Origin of the sequence: Kibdelosporangium philippinense (assembly GCF_021390435.2) — a bacterium.
In the GTDB taxonomy this organism is placed as follows: domain Bacteria; phylum Actinomycetota; class Actinomycetes; order Mycobacteriales; family Pseudonocardiaceae; genus Kibdelosporangium; species Kibdelosporangium philippinense.
In genome coordinates, this window is sequence record NZ_JAJVCN010000002.1 from 1,265,483 (window position 1) to 1,279,810 (window position 14,328).

General features: G+C 66.0%; 12 protein-coding genes. 10 read left to right on the plus strand and 2 right to left on the minus strand.

The genetic code is table 11. The features are described from left to right. The first annotated feature begins 192 nt into the window (after positions 1 to 192). From LWC34_RS25010 to LWC34_RS25020, 3 genes are read left to right on the plus strand one after another with little or no spacing between them, the layout of a single operon-like run. The gene (locus LWC34_RS25010) at positions 193 to 1,710 is read left to right on the plus strand and encodes an amino acid permease (RefSeq protein WP_233727580.1); all 1,518 of its coding nucleotides are present in this window, start codon (positions 193 to 195) and stop codon (positions 1,708 to 1,710) included. Next, positions 1,688 to 2,950 carry a glutamate mutase L gene (locus LWC34_RS25015; protein ID WP_233727581.1) on the plus strand — a complete coding sequence of 421 codons (1,263 nt, stop codon included), beginning with the start codon at positions 1,688 to 1,690 and terminating at the stop codon, positions 2,948 to 2,950. The genes LWC34_RS25010 and LWC34_RS25015 overlap by 23 nt, the downstream gene beginning before the upstream one ends. Positions 2,951 to 2,961: 11 nt before the next feature. After that, a complete protein-coding gene (locus LWC34_RS25020) occupies positions 2,962 to 3,744 on the plus strand; it encodes a class I SAM-dependent methyltransferase (RefSeq protein WP_233727582.1) in 783 nt (260 codons plus the stop codon). On the opposite strand, the gene LWC34_RS25025 is transcribed toward LWC34_RS25020, so the two are convergent. Next, entirely contained in the window at positions 3,737 to 6,013 is a 2,277-nt protein-coding gene (locus tag LWC34_RS25025) for a lipase family protein (RefSeq protein ID WP_233727583.1), read from the minus strand. The genes LWC34_RS25020 and LWC34_RS25025 overlap by 8 nt on opposite strands. An 86-nt stretch (positions 6,014 to 6,099) precedes the next feature. On the opposite strand from LWC34_RS25025, the gene ahcY reads away from it, so the two are divergent. Further along, a complete protein-coding gene (gene ahcY / locus LWC34_RS25030; RefSeq protein ID WP_233727584.1) occupies positions 6,100 to 7,590 on the plus strand; it encodes an adenosylhomocysteinase in 1,491 nt (496 codons plus the stop codon). Between the two features lie 56 nt (positions 7,591 to 7,646). Here ahcY and LWC34_RS25035 read toward each other — a convergent pair whose 3' ends face one another. After that, positions 7,647 to 8,612 (minus strand): helix-turn-helix domain-containing protein, encoded by a 966-nt coding sequence (locus LWC34_RS25035; RefSeq protein WP_233727585.1) that lies wholly within the window; start codon positions 8,610 to 8,612, stop codon positions 7,647 to 7,649. Between the two features lie 217 nt (positions 8,613 to 8,829). Between LWC34_RS25035 and LWC34_RS25040 the strand changes: the two genes are divergently transcribed. The 6 genes from LWC34_RS25040 (at position 8,830) to mtrA (ending at position 14,321) form a co-directional block, all read left to right on the plus strand. Then, positions 8,830 to 9,078, plus strand: a complete 249-nt coding sequence (locus tag LWC34_RS25040) for a hypothetical protein (protein ID WP_233727586.1) — start codon at positions 8,830 to 8,832, stop codon at positions 9,076 to 9,078. A 283-nt stretch (positions 9,079 to 9,361) separates the two neighbouring features. Beyond that, positions 9,362 to 11,716 carry a glycoside hydrolase domain-containing protein gene (locus LWC34_RS25045; RefSeq protein ID WP_233727587.1) on the plus strand — a complete coding sequence of 785 codons (2,355 nt, stop codon included), beginning with the start codon at positions 9,362 to 9,364 and terminating at the stop codon, positions 11,714 to 11,716. Between the two features lie 22 nt (positions 11,717 to 11,738). Beyond that, positions 11,739 to 12,146, plus strand: coding sequence for a hypothetical protein (locus LWC34_RS25050; protein WP_233727588.1), 408 nt, complete (start codon positions 11,739 to 11,741; stop codon positions 12,144 to 12,146). 5 nt (positions 12,147 to 12,151) lie between these two features. Then, positions 12,152 to 12,808 (plus strand): M15 family metallopeptidase domain-containing protein, encoded by a 657-nt coding sequence (locus tag LWC34_RS25055; protein WP_233727589.1) that lies wholly within the window; start codon positions 12,152 to 12,154, stop codon positions 12,806 to 12,808. A 57-nt stretch (positions 12,809 to 12,865) separates the two neighbouring features. Continuing rightward, entirely contained in the window at positions 12,866 to 13,498 is a 633-nt protein-coding gene (locus tag LWC34_RS25060) for a dTMP kinase (RefSeq protein WP_233727590.1), read from the plus strand. Positions 13,499 to 13,643: 145 nt separating this feature from the next. Beyond that, positions 13,644 to 14,321 carry an MtrAB system response regulator MtrA gene (gene mtrA / locus LWC34_RS25065; RefSeq protein ID WP_033392556.1) on the plus strand — a complete coding sequence of 226 codons (678 nt, stop codon included), beginning with the start codon at positions 13,644 to 13,646 and terminating at the stop codon, positions 14,319 to 14,321. Positions 14,322 to 14,328 lie beyond the last annotated feature (7 nt).

Below are 14,328 nucleotides of genomic sequence, written 5' to 3' on the forward strand. Positions count from 1 at the left end.
GGGAATTTCGATGTGCCGCAAAGTGCATTTCGCTGTGTCGGAACGGTGGACACACCCTTCAGGAACGGTGGACACGATGTGGCTGGAACTGGACAGACTGCCCGATCGCAGTACCTCGTGCGTCGTATCGTGATCGACAGCCCGTAACCTCTCAGCCACGCACTAGTCGGGGTGTGTGTTAGGAGGGCAACGGTGCCAGGTACTGGCTTGTGGCGGACCAAGTCCGTCGAACAGTCCATCTCGGACACGGATGAACCGGATACCAAACTGCGCAGGAACCTCACCGCGTGGGACCTGACGGTGTTCGGTGTCGCCGTCGTCATCGGTGCGGGCATCTTCACGCTGACCGCCCGCACGGCCGGTGACCTGGCCGGACCGTCGGTGGCGTTGGCGTTCGTGCTCGCGGCGATCGCGTGTGCGTTGGCTGCCTTGTGTTATGCCGAGTTCGCGTCGACTGTTCCGGTGGCCGGGAGTGCGTACACGTTCTCGTACGCGACTTTCGGTGAGTTCGTCGCCTGGATCATCGGGTGGGACCTCGTGCTCGAGTTCGCGGTCGGCGCGGCCGCGGTTGGCAAAGGCTGGTCCGCCTATCTCCAGGTGGTGCTCGGGTACATCTTCGGCCCGAACGTGAAAACCACCGCCGAGGTCTTCGGGCTGACGGTCGACTGGGGTGCGTTGCTGCTGGTCATCGTGCTGGCGTTGCTGCTGACCATCGGCACCAAACTGTCCAGCCGGGTCAGCCTGGTCATCACGGGCATCAAGGTCGCGATCGTCCTGTTCGTCATCTTCTTCGGGCTGAGCTTCGTCAAGTCCGAGAACTACACGCCGTTCATTCCGGAGGGCGCGCCCGCGGGCGCGAGCAGTGCGACGGGTGTGGACCAGTCGCTGTTCTCGGTGATCGCCGGAGGTGCGACGAGCACGTACGGCGTCTTCGGTCTGCTTGCCGCGGCCAGCCTGGTCTTCTTCGCGTTCATCGGGTTCGACGTGGTCGCCACGACCGCCGAGGAGACCAAGCACCCGCAGCGCGCGGTGCCGCGCGGTATTCTCGGCTCGCTGGCGATCGTGACCGTTCTCTACGTCGCGGTTTCCCTTGTCGTGGTTGGCATGCAGCCGTACACGCAACTGGCAACCAGCGCGGAACCCGAGGGGCGCAAGACATTGGCGACCGCGTTCGCGGTCAACGGGCAGGACTGGGCGGCCAACGTGATCTCGATCGGTGCTCTTGCCGGTCTGACCACGGTCGTCATGGTGTTGCTGCTCGGGCAGATTCGCGTGCTGTTCGCGATGTCGCGGGACGGGCTGCTGCCGCGTGGCCTCGCCAAGACCGGCAAGCACGGCACGCCGGGCCGCGCCACCATCTTCGTGGCGATCATGGTCGGTATCGCGGCGACGTTCTTCGAGGCCGACAAGCTCGAGGAAATGGTGAACGTTGGCACGCTGTTCGCGTTCATCCTGGTCTCGGCCGGTGTTTGGGTGCTGCGTAAGACCCGTCCTGACCTGCCGCGTGGCTTCCGTGTTCCGTGGGTGCCGCTGATTCCGATCCTGGCGATCCTCGCGTGCCTGTGGCTGATGCTGAACCTGTCGGTGCTGACCTGGCTGCGGTTCCTGGCCTGGATGGTCCTCGGCGTGATCGTCTACTTCGCCTACAGCCGCCGCAACTCGTTGCTGGGCAAGCGAATGAAGGAAGATGCCGGCGACAGCGTGTCTTGACGTCGGTTCGACGTGGACCAAAGGCGCGCTCGTCGGCGACGACGGCGCGCTTTTGGCCACGGCACAACACGCGACGACCCCGCCGGAAGTTCTCGACGGGGTCAAGGCGGTCCTCAGTGAACTCGGCGGCGCCGATCGGGTCTTCGCGTGTTCCTCGGCAGGCGGCGGGCTACGGCTCGCTGTGGTCGGTCACGAGCGTCTGATCAGCGCCGAAGCCGGGCATCGGGTCGCGTTGTCCGCGGGCGCCAAGGTTGTGCACGTCTCCGCGGGCGAACTGGACGGCGCGGGAATCAGGGCGCTCAGAGACGCCGAGCCGGACGTCGTGCTGCTGGTCGGCGGGACCGACGGCGGCGACGCGAAAGTGTTGCTGCACAACGCGAGCGTGTTGGCGCGCAACCGGATCCGGCCGCCGATCGTGCTCGCGGGCAATGAGCACGCCCGCCTCGAAGCGCTCGAAATCCTGAATGGACGCACGGTCGTGCCGACCGCGAACGTGCTGCCGGATGTGGGTGAACTCGAGCCCGGTCCGGCGCGTGCGGCGATCCGGCAGGTGTTCCTGAACCACGTGATCGGCGGCAAAGGCTTGTCCCGTGGCACGAAATTCCGCGACCTTGTCAAAGCGGTCACGCCGGATGCCGTGCTCAACGGCGTGTCCCAGTTGGCAAGTGAGGACGCGGTGCTCGTTGTGGACGTTGGTGGCGCGACCACCGATGTCTACTCAGCAGTGTCCACACGGGACGAAGAAGAGCGCGCTGTCGGCCTGCCGCAAGACCGCCGTACGGTCGAAGGCGACATCGGGATGCGTTGGTCGGCACCGGGAATTGTGGCCGAGGCCGAAGCGGAACGCCTTTCTGCCGAAGGCCTGGCCGATGCTGCCGCGCGCCGAGCGACCGACGTTGGCTTCGTGCCGGTCACGCCTGAAGAGTCCGAAGTGGACCTGAAGCTGGCCGGGCTTGCCGCGATCATCGCGATCCGCAGGCATCTCCGACTGGTCGAAGGCAAACTCGGCCCGCGCGGCGCCGGCCTGCTTGTGTTGTCTGGCGGAGTGTTCCGGCACGCCAAGGACATCAGCACGGTCGTTGCCGCACTCAGGGCGGATCCCGTGCTCCGGCCTGCGATCAAGACCGCGCGGATCGTGGTCGACCGGGACTACGTACTCGCCCCTGCGGGCTTGCTCGCGGAGAACGGCCAGGTAGAGGCGGCGCGCAAGCTGTTGACCAGGCTTGCGGAAGATCGGTAGCTTCGTCCGCTGTGACCGAGTTGTACGGCGAGACGGTATTCGGGGCTGACCACGACCTCGAAGCCATGCGCCTCGACGCGCTGTCCCGGATGTTCGACCCGGTAATGCGCGCCCGGCTCGTCCAGTTCGCCCGGCCTGGCATGCGGTGCCTTGACGTCGGCGCCGGGCTTGGCCGGATCTCGGGCTGGCTGGCCGAGGTGTGCTCGGAGGTCATCGCGGTCGACCGGGACACGCGGCTGCTCGCCGACCTGCACAAGGTCTTCCCGACGGTCCGGGTCGCCGAGGCTGACATCACCGAAGATCTGGCCATCGGCACGTTCGATATCGTGCACAGCCGCCTTGTCCTGATGCATCTACGCGACCGTACCGAGGTTTTCCACCGACTCGCGGACCTGGTCGCGCCGGGCGGCTGGCTCGTGCTCGGCGAAGCTGTCGAGGCGCCCGTGCTGATCAGCCCGCAGGCGAGCCCGTTCCGTCAGCTGATGGAAAAGCATTGGCTTACTTTGGAAAGCTCCATCGGCACGGACGGTCAGTGGGGCTACCGGTATCCGGATCTGTTGCCGGAAGCCGGGTTCGTGGACATCGGTGTGGAGATGTACCAGGCGCCGATCACCAGTACCTCGGCCGCGGGCCAGTTCTTCCAGCTCGGGTTCCACCACCTGCGCGACCGGATCCTCGCCGACGGCCACGTCGATCGTGAAACCTTCGACGAAGCCATGAAAGCCATGCGGGAACCGGGTTTCAGCGACCTCAGCATGGGCTTGGTCACGGCATGGGCGCGCAAACCTACATAAGCCCGGCGGCGATCGCGACGGCTTCGTCCCACTCCGGGTCGGCGTAGTAGTCGCCATGCCGTCGCACACCCGGTGACCAGCGCAAACCTGGGACGGGCTGTAGCTGGGGATCGGGCAGCCAGTGATCACTGCCGAGCACGAGCGCGCCCGAATCCGTGGCCCTGGCCGGGGCAAGCGGGCCGCTGCTGCCGTCCGGCCGGAACCCCATGCCGATCATCTTCGAGTCGTAAACCTGACGCCGCCACGTGGTCACGGCCCCGCCCAACGGATCCGTGCCACGGCACAGCGCGCGCCACCGGCCGTCGAGCTCGCCATGCAACTCCGCCAACGCCCGATGCGGCACGACGCTGGGAAAAGCCCGCGGATACGCCCACTGCAAAGGAGAACCAGCGGTCACGAGGCCGACACGCTCACGGTCCTCCGGCGGCAGCGTCTCCATCAGCCGGGACACAGCGACAACCGCGATCAGGCTGCCGTGGCTGTGCCCGGTGATCACGACCCGCGTGCTGCGATCCTGCAAGTGTTCCGCGGCCCGTTCGGTCAACTCGGGGATCACCTTGAGCGCGTAACACGGCGGCACAACGGGATGCGCCTCCCTTGGCCAGAAACACGCCAAGTCGGCCAGGATTCCCAACGTACGCGACAGATCCGGGCGCCGGATCGCCTGGTACACCGCGCGCATCAACGCCGCGGCAAGGAAACCCAAAGCGAAAACGCCGACCGCCGAGAACGGTCCCATCCACTCCGGCGGCCCGACTTCACGCAGCCGCATCCAGATCGACACGCCCGCGCCCAAACTCAGCGCGACCCCGCACGCCAGCAGCACGTGATGCAGGTGATTGCGCTGGAAACGCGCGTTTCGCCAGGCACGTGTGGCCGTCGCTTGTTCCGCGGGTGGTGAGTCCGCGTGCAGCAGGCTTGCCTCTGGCGGCTGGGCGCCGCGCCTGTTCCTGCGCCACCTGTGCACACCGGTGATCGAGCCAAGCAGCAGTCCGATGACCAAAGCGAACGCCGCCGAGGCGCCCCACAGCAGAGTGACCGGTTCATAGCCTGCCGGAAGCTCCAACCCTTTGCTGCCCAACAGCTTCCGTACCGTGATCGCCACACCGGCGCCGAATCCACCGCCCAGCAGCGCGGCGATCACCAGCACGATCGGGGACATCCACCCGCCGGCCCACGGCCGCAGCTCACGCGGCTGCTCAGCCCAGAACTCCTTACGAGCCAGCAACGCGGCCGGAATCACCACAAGGCCGAACAACACGCACACGACAATGAGCGCGCCGGTCGTGCCTTCAATGGTGACGTCTGTGCCAGTCAGCTCATTGGGCAACGGATCCAGCGAGACGGCCGTGCTGATCACAAGAACCACACTGAGGAACAGCAACACCCGTCGCGTGACGCGCCCCAACGCGACACGCAACCAACGGCCCGCGCGATGTGGCGTCGCGCCTGTCGGATCGTCCAACAGCAGTACGCCCAACGCGGCGAGCACGAGCAATGTCAGACCGGCCACCCGTTGCCACACACCACCTGACGGCAGCAGGGAAAGCACAGCCAGCCCAGCCACGGTGTGCAACGCACGCAACGTGGGCGTATCCGGATCCGCGACAAGGCTCGCGCCCGGCATACGGCGAGGACGGTTACCGGGCACCGGGCTCGGCAACGGCGGCGCGTTCACCGACCACGTCACCGCCGACACGCGGGCCAGCAACAGCACCACGAGCAACGCAGGCAGCAACCCGACCACCGGACGAAACCCGCGTAGCTCACGTAGCCAATCCGGCACGAGTCCGCTCATACACGCGGCCCCAGGCGCGAGGCATTGCGCGGCCAGCAAATCCAAGCTGACCACAGCGACCTGAGTGACGAAGAGCACAGTCAGCAGCAATGCCGCCAGTCGCAACAACGACCGGGCTACCAGGCCAAACGCTGCCGCGGGCCGGTTGTCGTGCGGTACCGGCGGCAACATCCAGTGCGCCAGGTTGGCTAGCGTGAAGGGGAACATCAGGGCCCAGGTGGACTTGCTCAGGCCGCCGGACGTCATCCCGCTCCACAGGTAGCCCTCGATCACGCGGGGTATCGACCGGTCGGGAGTCCGCAGCAGCGGACCCGGTCCCGGCCGGAGCAGACGGTCGGCGGGGCGCACGATCCGGCCGACGCCGTCACCGGCGACATCGACCGCGGCGACCGCCCCGACCAGGGATTCCGCCGTCGTGCCCATGATGCCGTGCACACGGAGTTCGACGACGCGTGTGTCGGATCCGGGCATTAGCAAGGTGACTCCGTTGAGTGTCGAGGCTCCATCACAAGCGCGGCGGTAGTGTTCGGCTTAACGAGTTTGGAGGGAATTGGGCGATGACCGCTGAAGACACGCGGAACGTGACCGGAGCTCGGTACGCAGGCAAGATCGGCGACGTCGACTTCGCGGTGGCGGATCTGTCTCTCGCTGAGTTCGGCCGCAAGGAGATCCGGCTGGCCGAGCACGAGATGCCGGGACTGATGGCGCTGCGCCGGGAGTACTCCGAGGTCTACCCGCTGCGCGGGGCCAGGGTCTCCGGCTCGTTGCACATGACGGTGCAGACCGCGGTGCTGATCGAGACGCTCGTCGCGCTCGGCGCGGAGGTCCGGTGGGCGTCGTGCAACATCTTCTCCACCCAGGACCACGCGGCCGCCGCGGTTGTCGTCGGCCCGCATGGCACGCCCGAGGAGCCCAAGGGTGTTCCGGTGTACGCCTGGAAGGGCGAGACGCTGCCGGAGTACTGGTGGTGCACCGAGCAGATGATGACCTGGCCGGACGGCAAGCTGCCGAACATGCTGCTTGACGACGGCGGTGACGCGACGCTGTTGGTGCACAAGGGTAAGGCGTACGAAGCCGCCGGAGTGGTTCCCTCCGCGGAGGACGACGACTCCGAGGAGTGGAAGGTCATCCTCGACACCCTGCGGGCGTCGCTGTCGGCCGACCCGACCAAGTGGACCCAGATCGCGAACGAGATCAAGGGCGTCACCGAGGAGACCACCACCGGTGTGCTGCGGCTCTACCAGCTGGCGGCCCAGGGTGAGCTGCTGTTCCCCGCGATCAACGTGAACGACTCGGTGACCAAGTCGAAGTTCGACAACCGCTACGGCATCCGGCACTCGCTGATCGACGGCATCAACCGTGGCACGGACGTGCTGATCGGCGGCAAGGTCGCGGTGGTCTGCGGCTACGGCGACGTCGGCAAGGGCGCGGCCGAGTCGATGCGCGGCCAGGGCGCGCGCGTGATCGTGACCGAGATCGACCCGATCTGCGCGCTGCAGGCGGCGATGGACGGCTACGCGGTGCGCAAGCTGGAGACCGTGATCGGCGAGGCGGACATCGTCATCACCACCACGGGCAACAAGGACGTGGTGACCGCCGAGCACATGTCGCGGATGAAGCACCAGGCGATCCTCGGCAACATCGGCCACTTCGACAACGAGCTGGACATGGCGGGACTGGCCCGTTACCCCGGAATCCGGCGGATCAACATCAAGCCGCAGGTCGACGAGTGGGTGTTCCCGTCCGGCCGGTCGATCATCGTGCTGTCCGAAGGCCGCCTGCTCAACCTCGGCAACGCGACCGGGCACCCGTCGTTCGTGATGTCGAACTCCTTCTCCAACCAGGTGATCGCGCAGATCGAGCTGTTCACCAAGAACGAGGAGTACGACAAAGAGGTCTACCGGCTGCCGAAGAAGCTCGACGAGTACGTGGCCAAGATCCACCTCGAAGCCCTCGGCGGCGAGCTGACCAAGCTGTCCAAGGAGCAGGCCGAGTACATCGACGTCGACGTCGATGGGCCCTTCAAGACCGACCACTACCGGTACTGAGGTAGGTCGTGAGTGGTTATGCGCGTTAGAACGCGCATAACCACTCACGAGGGTCTTCAGGTCCACTCGATCAGGACCTCCGCGAGACCTGCTGGCAGGTTGGTGAAGTAGCCGCTGGTCACCCGGCCCAGCCCGCACACAAGGCCTTCCGACCCCACCGGTTGCGCGCCGACCCGCGCCCGGAACTGCCGGGTCACGCGCGCGGGCATGGCCTTGCGGTGAAACGAGTGCTGCACCAGATAAGTCCCGATGCCGCGCAGGAAAGTCCGTTCCATCCCGGGCGACGGACCGCCGGAGCCGTCGGTGACGGTGAAGCAGAAGACGTGCGTCTCGCCCTCGGCGAGCCTGCGGTCGAACAGCAACTCCATCGCCATCACGCCGGACGCGGCCAGCCGGCGAACCCGGCCAAGCCTGCAGCCCTCAGCGGTGGTGATCTCCGCGCGATCGATCAAGCAGCCCTCGTCGCCGCCATAGGTCGCGAAATACCGGTCCGGGCCCGAGTGCGCGGCCGTCACCACGAACCGCGTGGTCTGTGAACGCTGCTCCTGATGCGGTCCCAGTTGCACGAAGTCGTGCACGGCGTCGATCTTCAGATCCGCGTTCGTCCGGGTCTCCGGCGCCGCGTCGAATTCCGCCAGCAGCGTCGGCGCGTCCACAAAGGCCTTGCTGACCTCGATGAACTTCGGCACGACCTCATCCGGCTTGCCGGAGCGCTGCCGTGGCCCGATCAGCACGACCAACGAGTCCGACGGCAGCCGCAGCACCGTTTCCAGCGCGCGGACCGTGTCGACCGACCGCGGGACTTCGGGATGCCGCAGGCCGCGCTGCCAGTAGCTGAGCGTGGACTGGCCGATTTTCACGCCGAGCCGCTCGAGGTGCGCGGTGATCCTGGTCAGCGACAGACCCCGGTACTCGATCGCCTCCCGCAGCGCACGGTGGAAAGGTCCGTAACGCAGCGCGTCGCTGAGGCGCTCAGGCAAAGGCCCGTTGTCCAACCCTTCTCCAATCGCGCGGGCGTTCACGACCTGTGAATGAACCGTGAACGTTCACAGTAGTTCGTGATGGGAACGAGAGGTAGGTGCGAACGATCCCCCTTCCCGCTCAGCGGGGTTGCCCTCCGGGATCGTTTGATCGCACTGTGTTTCATCAAAGCCGTACCAGCGTTTCGACCGGCCTCCCTGCAACCGGTCGGGTGGCGTCTGGTCCGGCACGTTGAGGGCGAGAAGGGAACCCAAGCCCATGCCGGCGCTCAGGCTCACGCGGTGTCTGCCCGCGACCGCGATCCTCGGTGTCGGTCTCGCCCTCGGCACGGCCGAGCCGGCCGTCGCCGAACCGGCGCCGATGGCCAAAGTGACCGCCAGGGGTGAACGTGAGATGAGCGCCGACCAGGCGCCAGCGACACGGGAACTGCTGCTGCTTGTGGTGGCAATGGGTGGTCTGGCCATCGGCGCTGGGGGCCTTGTCCTCGTCCGCCGCGCGCAGCGTTAGGGCCAACTGGCTCTGGACGCCCTCGTCGCGCCTGTGGTCAACTGGACGCGGTTTTCGGGCTAATGAACTGGGGGAGTTATGACTGGCCACGAAAAGGTCCGACCCTGTCGATGTCTCGGTGACTCACCTATTCGTTGAGCGACATTCCTCGATACGTCTGCGTTCACTTTTTGCCGTATATCCCGGCATGAGTGAGCGATTTACTGTGCGCGGGGAACGCTGACGCGCCCTTTCTCCCAGCGCGCACAAGATCCGTTGTCACAGCTCGGGAAGGAAGCCTTCCATGTCTGACCCAAAGGTGCTCGCGGCGCAGCAGTGGGTGAATGCGACTTACGGAGCCGTTTCCGGCTACAACAGATGCCCGGAGAACGGCAAAACCGGCTGGCTCACGATGTACTCGCTGACCCGTGGGCTGCAGCACGAATTAGGGATCACCACCCTGTCGGATTCCTTCGGCCCGACCACACTCGGCAAGCTCACCGAACGGGGTCCGATCAAACCCGACCACCCCAACAAGAACATCATCCGGATCATCCAGCACGCGTTGTTCTGCAAGGGTTATTGGGGCGGCAACGCCGACGGCAACTACGACACCACCACCATGGTCGCCATCCGGTCGCTCAAGGAACGCGCCGGACTCGGCCCGGACCCGGACAGCTGGGTCCAGCCCAAGATCTTCAAAGCGCTGCTGAACATGGACGCCTACGTCCTGCTGTCCGGCGGGAACGAAGAAGTCCGGATGATTCAGCAGTATCTCAACGGGGTCTACTTCGACAGGTCCACGTTCTTCCTCAGCCCCTGCGACGGTCACTACACCCGTGACGTGCAAACCGCGCTGATGAAAGCGATCCAGTACGAACTCGGGGTGCCACCCGACCAGGCCACCGGCGCGTTCGGCCCGACGACACAAGCAGGACTGCGGCGCACTCTTGTCGCTCCGGGAATGCCGACCGACACGTGGTACCGGCTCTTCAGCGCCGCCTGTGTCTTCAACGGCACGACCAGCGGCGTGACCGCGAAGTTCACCATGAACTGGACGGGTGAGCTGGAGCAGTACATCCGTGCGTTCCAGAAGTTCTCGATGTTGTCGGAAAGCGGGCGCGGCGACTATCAGACATGGGCGCAACTTCTTGTGTCCACAGGAGACCCGGACCGCCCGGCGGGTGCGTGCGACACCAGGTTTCACATCAGCGTGGCTCGCGCGCGGGCGTTGGTGGCCGCCGGGTACAAGGTGGTCGGCCGGTACCTCGACGAGGACCCGACGAGCACGCTCGACAAGGAGATCCAGCCAGGCGAACTCGAGGCCATCTTCACCGGCGGCATGCGCGTTTTCCCGATCTCCCAGTACAACGCCCGCCAAGTCGGCGACTTCACCTACACGCAGGGCTACCAGCACGCGTTGAAGGCGCACAACCGTGCGGTCGGATACGGCTTCAACCGCGGCACAGTGATCTACTTCGCGGTCGACTACGACGCGACCGACCCGGAGATCTCCAGCAACATCGTGCCTTACTTCAACGGTGTCCAGGCAGGCCTCGCGTCGCAAGGAAAGCGTTATATCGCAGGCGTTTACGGGTCTCGTAACGTGTGCGCGCGGGTGAGCAGCGAGGCGTACGCCAGGTTCTCCTTCGTTTCCGGGATGTCGTACGGCTTCTCCGGCAACCTCGGCTTCCCGATGCCGTCGAACTGGTCCTTCAACCAGATCAAGGAGTTCAAGTTCTCGGCCAACGGGGACGTCTTCGACCTCGACCGCGTCGTGCACCGCTCAACGGTCGACCCTGGCGTCGGACGCGACGGCATCGGCAGCAGCGAAACGCCGGTTGACGCGTACCTCACCTACATCGACCGGCTGTATCAGACCGCGGTGGCGTACAACAAGGGCAACCCGAGTCTGCGCGTGATGGAGTACCTGCGTTATCCCAACTATGTCGACGTGTATTCCGGTTGGGAGACGCTGATCGGTGACGTCGACCGGGACTGGATCAGGTACGCCGAGGCGAACGGCCCGGCCAAGGTGCACAGTTTCAAGGATCCGTCGTACGGCGTGACCATCAACGTCGACCACTTCGGAGCCACAGCCAACGCCGTCTTTCTCAAGGGACGCGGCGACGGTGTCGCGGCCAACCGGGGTGACTTCGGTGGCTGGGGCGGTGACCTGAGCACCTTCTACGGCGAATGGCGCGCCAACGGCGACGAATACGCTTCCGGCTACGCGTTCTGCATGGATCGCCTTGCCAAGATCACGGTTGTCTCGTCGTTCTCCTTCGGCGACTTGATCGAGGACGTCGACGGCTATCTGATCGGGATGGCGTGCAAGAACGGCGCCCGAATCGATCAGCAGATCCGGGCGCACATCGGCGGAAGCGGCCACCTGTCCCGGTTCAAGCGGTTCTTCGAGGACCGGTACCAAGGAAAAGGCGGCGACATCGTGGAATGCGCCCGGCATATGCTCGAAGATGTCGACGGCGACACCACGCTCGCCGCGCTGCGCACCGCCGCGATCAAGAAAACCGGTGGCTGGAACACCTTGCTGCCGGGCCACATGCCCGCCGACAAGCTCAACCCGTTCCTGCAGGGCTACGCCGATACGATCTTGCGCGTCGTCGGCCAGGAGAACGCCAGGCGGGGCACCTCGTGACAAGCAACTGATCGGATGAGGCATGGACAGGGTTGTCGGCGGGTTTGTCGTTCTCGCGCCAGTGGTTCTGGTAGCGGCCGTGGTCCACATCATGGTCGGTCGCCGGATGCGTGGACCGGCCCGAGTGTTCACGGAGACCGCGATCCTCGCGCTGTTGGCCACGGTGCTGATGTACGCGTGGGGCGCGTGGCACATGTTCGCTTGGGACATCGAGGAAACGTGCACGCTCGCCGGGCAGTCGTTCGAGCCGCGGTTCGTTCTCGACACGTCGATGTTCCCGCTGTCGAAGAAGTGCAACGCCGACTACGACCTTGTCCCTTCGTATGTGAACCCGGCGGTCATCGGCCTGTTCGCGGTGACCGTCCTGTTCACGATCTTGGCTCTGTACAAGGCCTTTGTGAACCGAAAGTCACTTGACTCGAAGGGCTGAAAGCCATGGATGGATCGAAGGTGGGCCGCAGGTTGTTCCTCGCTGGGGTGGCCGGTGGGGTCGCGGCCACGTGGACAGCCGGGGTGCCCGCGCTGGCAGCCGAGGTTTCCGGGATGTCGCAGAACGGCTGGGCCGTGCAGCCGCAAACCGCTGGAGCGTTGGCGTCACACCGGATCGAGGGATCGAACGCGTCGGTCACGCTTCTTTCCGGCGCTGTCGCGACCGTGCTGCTGCACGTCGCCCGACGCTTCAACTACGAGATCGGCACGTTGCAGGACGGGGACGTCACTGGGTACACCGCGGCCGTGAGTGGCGTGCCGTTCGAATCGAACTACCGGTCCGGCACGGCCATCGCGATCAAGCCCGCGTGCTATCCGGCTGGCGCGCGCGGCAACCTGTTCCCGCACGAAATCGCGGCTGTCCGGGACATCCTCGCCGAGTGCGAGGGTGTCGTGCGATGGGGCGGCGACGACAAGAAGACGCCGAAGGAAGGGCACTTCCAGATCGACGTGCCGCAGGGAAGTGCCGCGTTGGCCCGGGTCGCGGGCAAGATCGCCGGATGGGACAGCTCGGCAGGGCAAGGCGCTGGTGTGCCCGCCGACGTGTTCGCGCCCGCCCGCCGTAAGGCTGCCAACGAACTGGCCACTCGACAGGCCGGGTGAGAGTGTGGCCGGTGGCTTGGCTGAGCCACCGGCCATCCGTGCACGTAGGGTTGCCGCGTGGGTCGACTTGTGGTGATCGAAGGTCTGGACGGCTCGGGGAAACGCACCCTCGGCGCCGCACTCGTGGACGCGTTCCAGAAGCGTGGCGCCAAAGTCGCGCAGCACGCGTTCCCGCGTTACGGCGAGAGCGTGCACGCCGACTTGGTGAGCGAGGCGTTGCACGGCCGCCTCGGCGACGTGTCTGACTCGGTGCACGGCATGGCCGTCCTTTTCGCACTCGACCGTCACGGCGCGCGTGATGAGCTGCTGCGAGACCTGGAGAACTACGACATCGTGCTCGTCGACCGGTACATCGCGTCGAACGCCGCCTACCAGGCCGCACGGCTGCACCAGGACGAGCACGGGGAGATCGTCGAGTGGATCCGTCAGCTCGAAGTCGACCGGCTCGGCCTGCCCGTGCCCGACCGGCAGCTGCTCCTGCGCGTTCCGGTCGACTTGGCCGCCACCCGCGCCGCCACGCGTGACCGGGTCAGGGACACGTACGAAAAGGACGGCGGCCTGCAAGCCCGTTGCGCCGCCCTCTACGACGGGCTTGCCCGGATCGGCTGGCTGGCGCCGTGGCAGGTCCTCGACGGCAGCACCGACCAGGATTTCGACCAGCTCAGCAAGGCTCTCGTGGCCGACGCGTAACGCTCCAGCCTGCTGATACGGATACGACACCATCGAACTCAGCGCTGGTCGCAACGAGGCGATCGAATGGAGTGAATGGGTGATACACCGGCAAGATCAGCGGGTTGCGTACGCCCCCGGCGGGGAAAGTGCGACGATGGGGGGCATGAAGGCACGCGTGCTGGTTGTGGACGACGACCCGGCCCTCGCCGAGATGCTGACGATCGTGCTCCGCGGTGAAGGGTTCGACACCGCGGTCGTGGCCGACGGCTCCCGCGCGCTTCCCGCGCTGCGCGAGCTCAAGCCCGACCTGGTGCTGCTCGACCTGATGCTGCCCGGCATGAACGGGATCGACGTCTGCAAGGCGATCAGAGCAGAGTCCGGCGTCCCGATCGTCATGCTGACCGCCAAGAGCGACACCGTCGACATCGTGCTCGGCCTCGAGTCCGGCGCGGACGACTACGTGGTCAAGCCGTTCAAGCCCAAGGAGCTGGTGGCCAGGGTGCGGGCGCGGATGCGCCGTACCGAGTCCGAGCCTGCCGAGGTGCTGGCGATCGGCGATCTGACCATCGACGTACCCGGCCACGAGGTGACCCGCGAGGGCAAGGCGATCCAGCTGACCCCGCTGGAGTTCGACCTGCTGGTCGCGCTGGCCCGCAAGCCGCGCCAGGTGTTCACCCGCGAGGTCCTGCTCGAGCAGGTCTGGGGCTACCGGCACGCGGCGGACACCCGGCTGGTGAACGTGCACGTCCAGCGGTTGCGCTCGAAGGTCGAGAAGGACCCCGAGCACCCCGAGGTCGTGCTGACCGTCAGGGGCGTGGGGTACAAGGCAGGGCCTCCGTGATACTGGG

Excerpts from the sequence above, each read along its gene's own strand:
- LWC34_RS25015 (WP_233727581.1), top strand. The coding sequence starts at position 1,688 with ATGCCGGCGACAGCGTGTCTTGACGTCGGTTCGACGTGGACCAAAGGC.
- LWC34_RS25025 (WP_233727583.1), bottom strand. The coding sequence starts at position 6,013 with ATGCCCGGATCCGACACACGCGTCGTCGAACTCCGTGTGCACGGCATC.
- ahcY (WP_233727584.1), top strand. The coding sequence starts at position 6,100 with ATGACCGCTGAAGACACGCGGAACGTGACCGGAGCTCGGTACGCAGGC.
- LWC34_RS25040 (WP_233727586.1), top strand. The coding sequence starts at position 8,830 with ATGCCGGCGCTCAGGCTCACGCGGTGTCTGCCCGCGACCGCGATCCTC.
- LWC34_RS25045 (WP_233727587.1), top strand. The coding sequence starts at position 9,362 with ATGTCTGACCCAAAGGTGCTCGCGGCGCAGCAGTGGGTGAATGCGACT.
- LWC34_RS25050 (WP_233727588.1), top strand. The coding sequence starts at position 11,739 with ATGGACAGGGTTGTCGGCGGGTTTGTCGTTCTCGCGCCAGTGGTTCTG.
- LWC34_RS25055 (WP_233727589.1), top strand. The coding sequence starts at position 12,152 with ATGGATGGATCGAAGGTGGGCCGCAGGTTGTTCCTCGCTGGGGTGGCC.
- mtrA (WP_033392556.1), top strand. The coding sequence starts at position 13,644 with ATGAAGGCACGCGTGCTGGTTGTGGACGACGACCCGGCCCTCGCCGAG.